Raw genomic sequence first — 11,906 nt, 5'->3', positions numbered from 1 at the left:
TGCGACTTAGCGGTAGGTGTCCGGATAGTCGTGGTATTTATTAATTTCCACATCGTCCAGTACAGCCAGTGCATCAGGTGTCAACACCGCCAGCGAGCAATACAGCGAGATCAAATAAGAAGCGATGGCCTGGCCGTTGATGCCCATGAAGCGTACCGACAAGCCCGGACTTTGTTCCCCCGGCAAACCAGGCTGGAACAAACCGACCACACCCTGACGTTTATCGCCTACGCGCAGCAGGATGATCTTGCTCTTGCCATCCGCGACCGGCACTTTATCCGACGGGATCAATGGCACGCCGCGCCATGTGATGAACTGTGAACCGAACAGGCTGACAGTCGGTGGCGGTGTACCACGACGTGTCGCTTCCCGGCCGAAGGCGGCGATCGTCAATGGGTGCGCGAGGAAGAAGGCAGGTTCTTTCCAGACTTTGGTCAGCAATTCATCGAGGTCGTCCGGTGTCGGTGCACCGGTCAACGGGAAAATGCGCTGCTCATCCGTGACTTGCGCCAGCAGGCCGTAGTCCGGATTGTTGATGAGTTCGCTTTCCTGGTTTTCCTTGATGGTTTCTATCGTCAGGCGCAGTTGTTCCTTGATCTGGTCATGCGGGCTGCTGTACAGATCGGAAACACGGGTGTGCACGTCGAGGATGGTGCTGACGGCATTCAGGTAATGTTCACGCGGGTTTTCTTCGTAATCGACGAAGGTACGCGGCAATTGGTTTTCTTCTTCACGCGATGTGCATGTAACTTTGATGGATTCAGGATTTTTAACCTGGTTCACACGGTAGATACCTGCTTCAACCGGCACCCATTGCAAGAGATGCGTCAGCCAGCGCGGCGAAATAATCGATAACTGTGGAACGGTTTTGGTTGCATTGGCTAACTGGCGTGCTGCGTTGTCGCCCAAGGCCACTTGCGATGAAGAAGTATCTGCCATGAAAATTTCCGTAAATGAGAGGGTGTTAGTGAGTGAACAAAGCGGGTGATAACAAATGCATATTTCAGGAGCTGAGTGTCAGCGGGATCGGTCCAGGCCTCAACATGCTATAGCCGCCAAGTTGAGTTTGTAGACAGCCTGCAAGCCGCTGATCCGCTCGCAATGCAGTAACAAGTCCGAGATTTTCAAGCCGAGGGCACTGGCCAGTTTGTCCAAAGTGATCAGCGACGGGATCGTCTTGCCGCGCTCGACTTCGCCGACATAGGAGCGATTCAATTGCGCCTTTTCCGCCAGGGCTTCCTGCGACCAGCCCTGCGCTTCACGCAATTGCCGCACCGCCAAACCCAAAGAAACACATAGCTTGCTCATCGCGTATCCGATCAGGCGCTCAGGCTTGCACCCAGGGCAGCTGGTGATAGCGCCAGCCATCACTGCCACCACGATGCTGCTGCTCATCCAGCTCACCTTCAAAACCTTCGAGTACATTGAAGACCTGGGTGAAGCCGGCTTTCAGTGCAGCCTCTGCTGCCAGCGCCGAGCGCTTGCCGCTGCGGCACAAGAGCAGTATGGTTTTATCCTTGCCGGTCTTGGCTTCCAGTTCGCGCACAAAACGTGGATTGCGTGTCAGGCTGGTACCGGTAGCCCAGGCCACATGGATGCTGTCCGGCACGTAACCGACAAAGGCACGCTCTTCCGCCGTACGCACATCCACCAGCACGGCCGTGCCGCTGGAAAAAAGCTGCCATGCCAGTTGCGGCGTGACGCCGTCTTTAGGCAACAGCCCGGAATCTGATACAGATACCGCCGCTGCTTCGTAGGTGTCGGCTGCCACTGCAGCCTGAAGTGATGCACTCATTTCGCTTTCCTTTGCTTGACTGCTCACAGCCATCATTGATGACCGCGCCTGAATTCGTGCAATCAGAATATAAGAAAGCAAATACGCGACAAACGAATAAAAACGCGCTTGATTATGAGAATTTCGCTGGAGTGATTTGACTGGATCCAGCGCTGAAGAAAAAGGATGACAACTGTCTACAGGCAGCAGATATTCATCATTTGTTACAAATGAGCGTATCCATTTACACAGTTTCAGTAGCACTTTCACCCTGTAATGATGTCTACTGAAGCAATCGGGATTTGCCAGTCGGTCGCACCGCTCACGCCGGATCAGCGCAACATCAAATTACCGACTAATATTGTCCTTTAGTACAGGATTACCTTCGGAGTCATCATGAAAACAAATAAAACAGCCATCGTCGTCGTTCTTCTCGCCGCTGCCGTATTGGGCGGCTGTACGACCTACTACCCGAACGACAACGTGCGCCAATATCCCGCTTATCCGCAAGCAACCTATCCGGCGCAGGGTTACCCGGCTGCCAGCTACCCGCAACAGCAATACCCAACACATAACCAGGGCTATAACCAGGGCAACTACGCTGGCGACGGTATCGTCGATTCGATCCAGCCTATGCAAATACGTAACGAAGGCAGCGGTGGTGGTGCATTGGCCGGTGGTGTGGTCGGCGGCGTATTGGGCAACCAGGTCGGTAAAGGTGGCGGCCGTGCAGTCGCTACCGCAGCCGGCTTGATCGGCGGCGCACTGCTCGGTAACCAGATCGAAAGAAACGCCTCGCCGGGGCAACAGTACTTTCAGGTGAATGTCCGCCTCAATAACGGCGGTTTCCAATCCTTCAATCTGCAAAATCCGAACGGCCTGCAAGTCGGCGAACGTGTCCGTGTCGAAAACAACCAGATTTATCGCTACTAAGCAGTCCTCTTCTCATCGCCAAGCCCGTTTCATGTAAATGAAGCGGGCTTTTTGCATGGACGTGGCATTTTTGCTTCGTCGATGGTGCCTGGTATAAAGATAATTGGATGACAAGGCAGGCCGAATCGTATAATTTGCGCAACCCGGCATGCAAAATGCTTCCTTTGCCCCGTTCGAGCGGCATGGAATAAGCCTTTGCGGCGCGCTTTAGAATACTGACTGATTTCGAATATTCGCTATTTCAAAGGTAGAGCAATGATCACGGAAGAACAAGTAAAAGCCTTACAGTCCGAGATGGAGGGGAACGGGGAAAACCAGGCGCAGATGGCTTATCGTATCCTGGAAGAAATGATCGTTACATTGAAGCTGCCACCCGGTAGCAAGATTTCCGAAAAAGCCCTGAACCGCTCACTCGGTTTCGGTCGCACTCCTTTGCGTGAAGCTTTGCAACGGCTGGCGATCGAAGGCAACGTCAAGATCCTGCCGCGCTCCGGCGTGATCGTTTCCGATATCGACCTGGCCGATCAGTTGAACATGATAGAAGTCCGTCGCGAACTGGAAAAAATCATTGCGGGTCGTGCCGCACGCCTGGCGATGGAAGACCAGCGCGAGATCTTCCTGAAACTGGCAAGCGAATTCGATAGGGCCGCGTTGCAAAACGATGGCAATATTTTTATCGAAACAGACCGGGAATTTAACTCGCTGTGCATAGAGACTGCGCAAAACAAATACGTGTCCTATGCGATAGGACCGATAGAAGCACAGACGCGCCGCTTCTGGTATTTGCATTTCAAACGCTTCGGCGACTTGCAACGCGTATCGCAACTGCACGCCGGTATCGCCCGTGCGATTGCCGCCAACGATGAAGCCGGCGCCCGTGATGCATCGGACAAGCTGATCGATTACGTGGAAGAGTACACGCGTAAAACCCTGCAATTCATGGGCGGCCTGTAAGGGCAGCACACATGAAAAAAGCGCAGGCTGAGCAATCAGCCTGCGCTTTTTTTACATTTGCAGCCTGGCTTAGAAACCGGCAGCGATACCGTTACTACGCGGATCGAAACCACCGGCGAAGATGCCATCCGCATCGCGCACGATGGCAGCGGCATGACCCACCATTTCATCGAACTCGCCGATCACATCCACTTCATGACCGAGCTTGCGCAAGCCATCGATGATTTCCGGTGCGAAGCGGCTTTCCAGTTTGAGTGAATCGGAACTCTGGCCCCAGGTGCGGCCCAGCAACCAGCGCGGCGCGGTAATCGCCTGCTGCACTTGCTGCCCGAATACCGCATAGCGTGTGAACACCGCCGCCTGCGTTTGCGGCTGGCCGTCGCCACCCATGGTGCCGTACACCATGGTGCGGCCATCCTTGAAACGTGCGAGTGCAGGATTGAGCGTATGGAAAGGCTTCTTGCCCGGCACCAGCACGTTCAGGTGCTGCGGATCCAGCGAGAAGGAGCAACCACGGTTTTGCCAGTTGATGCCCGTGCGGGGCAAGACCACGCCGCTGCCGAACTCGTGATAAATACTTTGGATGAAGGAAACCGCACGTCCTTCGCCGTCGATCACGCCCATCCAGATGGTGTCGCCAGGTCCTTTGCCCTGGCCCCAAGGCAAAGCCTTGTCGACACGGATCTTGGCGACGTAAGGTGCGAGGAATTCATCGGTCAGGATGCTTTGCGGATCAATCGACATATACGCCGGATCGATCACATAACGATCGCGGATCGCGAAAGCCTGCTTGGTCGCTTCCACTACCAGGTGGATGTATTCCAGGCTGTCTTCCTTGTACTGGCCGATATTCAGGCGATCCAGGATGCCGATGATGGCCAGCGAAATCACACCTTGCGTCGGTGGTGCCGTGTTGTACACATCACCCAGGCTGTGCTTCAGGTGCATAGGCACGCCGGTACGTGCGTGGTAATCATTCAAATCCTGCAAGGTGATCGGGCAACCGACTTCAGCCAGGTCTGCGGCGATTTCTTTCGCCAGATCACCACGATAGAAACTATCCAGGCCTTGTTCAGCCAGGGTGCGCAAGGTCTTGCCCATGCGTTTTTGCACGAAACGGCTACCTGCTGCAGGTGCCTTGCCATCGACCAGGAAGGTATCGGCAAAGCCTGGCTGATTCACCAGCTCGGCGAGCTTGGCGGATGTGCTCGCATACTGCGATGGCGTTACCGGTATACCTTGTTCCGCATAATGAATCGCATCGCCCAGCAAACGGTTCAATGCCAATTGTCCGCCCCAGCCGGCGCTGATGTTCAATGCTTCCTGCCAGCCACCGACGGTACCTGCCATCGTGTTGGCGGCCACCGGACCACGCATCGGAATCGTGTCCAGCTTGCGTTCTTTATAGTAATCAAGCGAGACGCCGGCGCCAACCACGCCGCAGGCTTCAATCGCGACTACCGGCTTGCCCGGTTCCGACACCACCCAGAAACCGTCACCACCAATGCCGTTCATATGGGGGTAGACAACTGCAATTGTCGATGCAGCGGCGACCATCGCCTCAATGGCGTTGCCGCCATCCTGCAGAACCGACAAAGCCGCCTGTGCAGCCAGTGAGTGCGGCGCAACTGCCATGCCACGTGTTGCGTTGGTAGTATTCAGCATAAAAACCTTTTGGATCGATAAATAAAAACAGCATTGCCCGGCGAACTCCGGGCAATCCCTAAACGCTTTTCCGGAACCGATACCGCACCGGTTCCGGAACAACGGTATTACTTAAGCGCGGCCGCAGGAGCAACTGCGCTATTCATTTTCATTTCCATTTCCTGCGGCGTATTCGCCAGGAATTTGCGACGCATAGGCTTGAGGATAATCAAGGCCAGGAACGCAGTCATGAAATCCATACCTATCACCGTCATGAACACAGGTGTCCACGAACCGGTTGCTTCATGCATCATCGCAGCCAGCGGACCACCGAGCACCGAACCCACGCCTTGTGCCATGTACAGGAAACCATAGTTGGTGGTCGCATGTTTGGTACCAAATGTGTCCGTCAGGATAGATGGGAAGAGCGAGAAAATTTCACCCCAGCCAAAAAATACAACACCCGACAGCAAGACAAACAACACCGGGTTATCCGTTGTCATCAACCACAAGGTCATCGCCACACCTTCCATACCGAAGGCGATGAACATGGTATTTTCACGACCGATGCGATCCGATACCCAACCGAAAAACGGACGGGTCAAACCATTCGCAAAGCGGTCGATCGTCAATGCCAGCGGCAAGGCCGCCATGCCAAATACCATCGCATCGTGCACGCCGAAGTCTTTGGCAAACGCACCCATTTGCGAGATCACCATCAGGCCCGAAGTCGACATCATGGTCATCATGATGAACATCAGCCAGAACACCGGCTTCTTCAGCATCTCGCTCGATTTATAGCTGTACTTCGACTCCTTGTTCGCATCGCTCGCCTTGTGGCGTACAGCCAGCTCGACAACTTCATCCGCTTTCGGACGACGCATGCCTTGCGCTGCGAGGAAGCCCACTACACCGATGATCAAGCCAAAGGTCATCAGGGTGCTGGACACACCGGCACTCTTGATGCTGCTGGAAATCGCAAAGGTCGTCATGATCGCGCCAAAGCCATAACCCGCTGCCACCATACCAACCGCAAACCCCCGTTTCTCAGGGAACCACTGCACCATCAGGCCGATGACGCCGACATAAATAATGCCGGTACCGACGCCGCCCAACAGGCCATAACTAAAGTACAAACCCCAGACGCTGGTGGCCGAAGCAGCCAGCACCCAACTCAAAGCCGTCAAAATCGCGCCAGCCGACAGCAACATGCGCGGACCGAACTTGTCGATCAGAAAACCCTGGAATGGCGACAGGAATGTCTGCGCCACGATCAGGATCGCGAAAGTGACCTGCACTTCAGTCAGCGACGCATTGAGCAAAGTCGTCAATTCAGTCGTAAACAAAGCCCATACATATTGCGGACTCGAAATGGCCATCATGGCGACCACGCCAAAGCAAAGCTGCCACCACCTGGTGCTGCTCGACAAACGCGAGCTGGTTGTGCTGATGCGATTCATAAATATCTCCGATGTAGTTATAGAACTTCTTGTCCTTCAAATATGCATGTCTATCACTGACATGTCAGATTCAGGCGTAAGGTAAGCCCCATAAAAACATTTGTCAAGGGTTGAAAAATTGCGATCAAACGGCTTCGGCTGAAACCTGCATAAAATACTGATCTACCCTCTTTAAGCAATCTTGGTGCCAGTTCGGGAAAATATCGAAAAAGAAGCAGTAAGCGATTAGTGCCATGTCACTTATTGAGCAACAGGCAAAAAGCCGTCGTTTGCAGCAGGCCATCGCACCAGGCACGATATGCATCTTTTCCGTGCGTGCAATATTCAGCGCGGCAGTAGAACGCACAAAAAAAGAGCGCTCTTAGACAAAGCGCTCCGAAATGGCAATCTGTACCGCCCGGCCTTAAGCGGGGCTTCAATTCAGGCCGCAGGCGGCCGGGTAATCTTCAGGCTTCCTGCTGTCCGCCTATCCAGCGATAAATCACAGCTCCCAATAAAGCGCCGACGATAGGTGCCAGCCAGAACAGCCAGAGTTGGCCTATCGCCCAGTCACCAACATAGACCGCGACGCCGGTGCTGCGCGCCGGATTGACGGATGTATTGGTAACCGGGATCGAGATCAGGTGAATCAGCGTCAGCGCCAGGCCGATAGGAATAGGAGCAAAGCCGGCCGGTGCGCGCTTGTCGGTTGCGCCGAGGATCACCAGCAGGAAGAACATGGTCATCACCACTTCACAGACCAGCGCCGCCAGCAGGGAATAGCCGCCCGGTGAATGCTCGCCGTAACCATTCGATGCAAAGCCCTGCGCCACGTCAAAGCCGGCCGCACCGCTGGCAATGACGTACAGCACGCCACCGGCGACGATACCGCCGAGTACTTGCGCCACGATATAGGGAAGTAATTGCTTTGCCGGGAAGCGTCCGCCGGCCCAGAGTCCGATTGAAACTGCCGGATTAAGATGGCAACCGGAAATGTGCCCGATCGCAAATGCCATCGTCAATACCGTCAGGCCAAACGCGGCAGCCACGCCCAGCAAACCGATACCAACATGAGGAAAGGCAGCAGCCAGTACCGCACTGCCACAGCCGCCCAGCACCAGCCAAAAGGTTCCGAAGAACTCCGCACCGTATTGTTTCATGACAACTCCTTGGTAAAGGGATCGATGAGACCAGTGCGGCCTTGTTCCGCCTGATCAAATCATTGATTTCTCAGCAGGAAATTTAAACATGTTTATGATTTTCGATTTCTAAGCAATTGTGATTTTTGTAGCCGGACAGCCACTGCGCAAACACAGTCGGCACGTGTTAACACGAACCGACTGCGCCTAATACTACGGAGAAAAAACGGAAAGCGAAAGGCCTGAATCAACCTTCACCGAGATAGGCTTCCCTGACCTTGGGATCGCTCAACATTTGCTGTGCATCGCCGTGCATGGTTACCAGGCCGGATTCCATCACGTAAGCACGATTGGCGGCCTGCAAGGCCAGTTTGGCGTTTTGCTCGACCAGCAGGATGGTGATGCCCTGTGCCGATACGGTGCGTATCACCTCAAAGATTTTCTCCACCATGATCGGTGACAAACCCATCGAAGGTTCATCCAGCAATAGCAACTCAGGATGACTCATCAGTGCCCGCGCCATCGCCAGCATTTGCTGTTCGCCGCCGGACAGGGTGCCGGCCATCTGCGCCGCGCGTTCTTTCAGGCGCGGGAAGACGCCGAACCACTTATCGATATCAGCCGCGATCCCATCCTTGTCGTCACGTGTGAACGCACCCATGAGCAGGTTTTCCTGGATCGACATGCGGGTGAATACGCCACGCCCTTCCGGTACCATCGCCAGCTTCCTGCGCACCAGTTCAAAGGAATGCAAACCCTTGATCGGCTGACCCGCATATTCGATATGCCCTTCCACCCGGCAATTCGGCAAGGTGCCGGTAATCGCCTTGAGGGTCGTGGTCTTGCCTGCACCATTCGCACCGATCAGCGTAATCAGTTCACCCTTATGGACTTCCAGGTCCACCCCTTTGACTGCTTCAATGCCGCCGTAAGCGACCTTCAGTCCGGAAATTTTCAGCACGGTATCAGCCATCAGTGCGAACCTCCGAGATAGGCTTCAATCACGGCCGGATCCTTTTGCACATCGGCCGGCACACCTTCCGCAATCGGCTTGCCGTAATCGAGCACGGTGATGCGGTCGCACAGACCCATCATCAGTTTGACGTCATGTTCAATCAACAAAATGGTTTTACCTTCCGCCTTGATCTTGACCAGCAATTCGCGCAGACCCAGCTTCTCCGTTGCGTTCATGCCGGCCGCCGGTTCATCCAGCGCCAGCAATTGCGGATCAGTAGCCAGTGCGCGTGCGATTTCGAGGCGACGCTGGTCGCCATATGACAAATGGCGCGCGGTGCGCTCGGCGAATTTCGCAATGCCGACAAACTCCAGCAACTCCATCGCACGCTGGCGGATTTCCGCTTCTTCACGCCGTGCCGCCTTGTGATGGAATACTGCGCCGAACAAGCCCTGATGGGTGCGCACATGGCGTCCTATCATGACGTTCTCCAGCGCCGTCATTTCGCCGAACAAACGAATGTTTTGGAATGTCCGTGCGATACCGGCCTTCGCCACCTTGTGCGGTGCCGACGGTGAATAAGGTTTGCCGGCCAGTTCGAAACTACCGGTATCGGCCTGGTACAAGCCGGTGATCACATTGAAGAAAGTGGTTTTGCCGGCGCCGTTGGGACCGATCAGGCCATAGATCTGGCCTTGCATGATCTTGATGTTGACATCCGACAAAGCCTGCAAGCCGCCGAAGCGCTTGCTGACACCCGCGATATTGAGAATGATTTGCTCGCTCATGGGATCCTCTTACACCGCCACGACATCAGTGGATTTTTTCGCGGTATCGTTATCCGCGGTCGGCCGGTCTTCGCTCTTCGGCGACGGCCACAAACCGGCCGGGCGGTACAACATGATCAATACCATCGCCAGCCCGTACAGCAACTGACGCAAGACTTCGGCATCGATCAGCACTTCGCCGAACAGGCTCTGCTGCAAGGGTTCCACCACATGCCGCAACACTTCCGGCAAGGCGGCGAGAATAATGCCGCCCAACACCACGCCCGGAATATGCCCCATGCCACCGAGCACGACCATCGCCAGTACCGCTATCGATTCCGTCAACGAGAAGGATTCAGGCGAAACAAAACCCTGGAAGGAAGCGAACATCGCCCCGGCGATGCCACCGAAGGAAGCACCCATCGCGAAAGCCAGCAATTTGACATTACGCGTGTTGATGCCCATCGCCTTCGCGGCAATTTCATCTTCACGGATCGCCACAAAGGCACGACCGAGACGTGAATTCTGCAAACGCACCGAGATGAAGATAATCGCGATACACAAAAACAGGAACAGGAAATAATAGGCGTTCACCGACGGCATCGCGTAGTCACCTATCATCACCGTCGCGCGCGAACCGGCTTCACCGTTGAGCGAAACACCGAAGATGCGGATCGGGTCGATCATATTGATGCCTTGCGGCCCGTTGGTGATATTGACCGGACCGTTCAGGTTGTTCATGAAGATACGGATGATTTCACCAAAGCCCAGCGTTACGATCGCCAGGTAATCACCACGCAGCTTGAGCGTAGGCGCACCCAGCAAGGCACCGAAGAAACCGGCGACCAGCGCGGCCAGCGGCACGATGGCCCACAAGGACAGATGGATACCGTTCTGCGCGATCTCGGGCCCGAACACCCACAGCAAGGCCTCACCTATAGGCGGATATTGATTGACGAAGGATTCCAGCACCACCGCGAACTGCGGCGACGCCAGCAAAGCCGTCAGGTAGGCACCGATCGCGTAAAAGGCGATGTAACCGAGATCAAGCAAACCGGCAAAACCGACCACCACATTCAAACCCAGCGCCAGCATGATGTAGAGCAGCGCAAAGTCCATGATGCGCACCCATGAGTTACCAAAGTTTTGCGCTATGAAGGGGAAGACCAGCGCAATCGCCAATATCACCAGCAAACCGGTATAGGCTTTGCGCGGATTATTTTTGGTATCGAAATAATTTGCCATATGTCCTCCTTACGCGCGGTCAGGCACACGTTCGCCCATGATGCCGGACGGTCGCAGCGTCAACACGATGATCAGGACCACGAAGGCAAAGATATCCTGATAGTGGCTGCCGAGGAAACCGCCGGTCAGGTCACCGATATAACCGGCCCCCAGGCTTTCGATCAGGCCGAGCAAAATACCGCCCAGCATCGCACCATAGATATTGCCGATACCACCCAGCACGGCAGCGGAGAAAGCTTTCAGGCCGGGCACAAAGCCCATCGCAAATTGTGCCGATGAATAATTGGCTGCCCACATCACGCCGGCAATCGCCGCCAATATCGCACCAATGGCAAAGGTCATGACAATCACGCGATTCGAATCGACTCCCATCAAACCGGCGACACGCGGATTTTCGGAAGTGGCGCGCATCGCACGACCCATCCTGGTTTTTTCAATCAGCAAGACCAGCAAGCCCATCGCTACCGCAGCCAGGATCAGCAACATCACCTGCGTCGGAGAAATCAAGGCGCCCATGATGTGCAAAGGCTCGGTCGGCATTTCTTGCGGGAATGGAATCGGGCTGCGACCCCAGATCATCATCGCCAAAGTCTGCAACAGGATGGAAACGCCGATGGCGGTAATCAGGGGTGCGAGGCGCGGCGCATTACGCAGACGCCTGTAAGCAACCCGTTCGATCAGCACGTTCACCGCAACGCATACCGGGATCGCACCAAGGATGGCAATGATGAGTTTCACGATGCCGGGCAAATCGGGGGCCACCGTATTGAGCATTTTGAGGATGGTGAGGCCGGCCATCGCACCTATCATCAGCACATCGCCATGCGCAAAATTAATCAGGTTGAGCACGCCGTACACCATGGTATAGCCGAGTGCGACCAGTGCGTACATGCTGCCCAGCACCAGGCCATTAATGATTTGCTGGATGAATATATCCATGTTTTGGCTACTCTCTTAAAGAATGCTATCCGGTCGTGCCTGGTCGCAGGGCGCGAGTGCAGCCGACCGATTGATGCAAATACGTCGCAAAAATCATTCCAGATAAAACAAAAACGG

At 54.9% G+C, this 11,906-nt stretch carries 12 protein-coding genes; 2 read left to right on the top strand and 10 right to left on the bottom strand.

Annotated elements, in window-relative coordinates; translation table 11 throughout:
• Positions 1-6 precede the first annotated feature (6 nt).
• The 3 genes from ACFQPC_RS01185 to ACFQPC_RS01175 all read right to left on the bottom strand — a co-directional run bounded on the left by ACFQPC_RS01185 (position 7) and on the right by ACFQPC_RS01175 (position 1,795).
• A complete protein-coding gene (locus ACFQPC_RS01185; RefSeq protein ID WP_382269830.1) occupies positions 7-939 on the bottom strand; it encodes a family 2A encapsulin nanocompartment shell protein in 933 nt (310 codons plus the stop codon).
• 99 nt (positions 940-1,038) lie between these two features.
• Complete coding sequence (locus ACFQPC_RS01180; protein WP_382269829.1) at positions 1,039-1,308, bottom strand: helix-turn-helix domain-containing protein; 270 nt, start codon at positions 1,306-1,308, stop codon at positions 1,039-1,041.
• Between the two features lie 19 nt (positions 1,309-1,327).
• A complete protein-coding gene (locus ACFQPC_RS01175; RefSeq protein WP_382269828.1) occupies positions 1,328-1,795 on the bottom strand; it encodes a rhodanese-like domain-containing protein in 468 nt (155 codons plus the stop codon).
• A 375-nt stretch (positions 1,796-2,170) separates the two neighbouring features.
• Between ACFQPC_RS01175 and ACFQPC_RS01170 the strand changes: the two genes are divergently transcribed.
• Positions 2,171-2,707 (top strand): glycine zipper 2TM domain-containing protein, encoded by a 537-nt coding sequence (locus ACFQPC_RS01170; protein WP_382269827.1) that lies wholly within the window; start codon positions 2,171-2,173, stop codon positions 2,705-2,707.
• A gap of 255 nt (positions 2,708-2,962) precedes the next feature.
• On the top strand, positions 2,963-3,661 hold the full coding sequence (locus ACFQPC_RS01165; protein WP_382269826.1) for a GntR family transcriptional regulator: 699 nt from the start codon (positions 2,963-2,965) through the stop codon (positions 3,659-3,661).
• 69 nt (positions 3,662-3,730) lie between these two features.
• On the opposite strand, the gene ACFQPC_RS01160 is transcribed toward ACFQPC_RS01165, so the two are convergent.
• From ACFQPC_RS01160 to ACFQPC_RS01130, 7 genes are all read right to left on the bottom strand, one after another.
• Positions 3,731-5,326 (bottom strand): gamma-glutamyltransferase family protein, encoded by a 1,596-nt coding sequence (locus tag ACFQPC_RS01160; RefSeq protein ID WP_382269825.1) that lies wholly within the window; start codon positions 5,324-5,326, stop codon positions 3,731-3,733.
• A 107-nt stretch (positions 5,327-5,433) separates the two neighbouring features.
• Positions 5,434-6,765: an oxalate/formate MFS antiporter gene (gene oxlT, locus ACFQPC_RS01155; protein WP_382269824.1), complete on the bottom strand. Its 1,332-nt coding sequence runs from the start codon at positions 6,763-6,765 to the stop codon at positions 5,434-5,436.
• 446 nt (positions 6,766-7,211) lie between these two features.
• Positions 7,212-7,904 (bottom strand): aquaporin Z, encoded by a 693-nt coding sequence (aqpZ, locus tag ACFQPC_RS01150; RefSeq protein WP_382269823.1) that lies wholly within the window; start codon positions 7,902-7,904, stop codon positions 7,212-7,214.
• A gap of 226 nt (positions 7,905-8,130) precedes the next feature.
• Complete coding sequence (locus ACFQPC_RS01145; protein ID WP_382269822.1) at positions 8,131-8,856, bottom strand: ABC transporter ATP-binding protein; 726 nt, start codon at positions 8,854-8,856, stop codon at positions 8,131-8,133.
• The gene (locus ACFQPC_RS01140) at positions 8,856-9,626 is read right to left on the bottom strand and encodes an ABC transporter ATP-binding protein (protein ID WP_012080398.1); all 771 of its coding nucleotides are present in this window, start codon (positions 9,624-9,626) and stop codon (positions 8,856-8,858) included. The genes ACFQPC_RS01145 and ACFQPC_RS01140 overlap by 1 nt, the downstream gene beginning before the upstream one ends.
• Before the next feature lie 9 nt (positions 9,627-9,635).
• Entirely contained in the window at positions 9,636-10,850 is a 1,215-nt protein-coding gene (locus ACFQPC_RS01135) for an ABC transporter permease subunit (RefSeq protein WP_382269821.1), read from the bottom strand.
• Between the two features lie 9 nt (positions 10,851-10,859).
• Complete coding sequence (locus ACFQPC_RS01130; RefSeq protein ID WP_012080400.1) at positions 10,860-11,789, bottom strand: branched-chain amino acid ABC transporter permease; 930 nt, start codon at positions 11,787-11,789, stop codon at positions 10,860-10,862.
• Positions 11,790-11,906 lie beyond the last annotated feature (117 nt).

This window comes from Herminiimonas glaciei, from assembly GCF_042664955.1.
In the GTDB taxonomy this organism is placed as follows: Bacteria; Pseudomonadota; Gammaproteobacteria; order Burkholderiales; family Burkholderiaceae_D; genus Oxalicibacterium; species Oxalicibacterium glaciei.
This window is presented reverse-complemented; position numbering and strand designations above follow the sequence as displayed.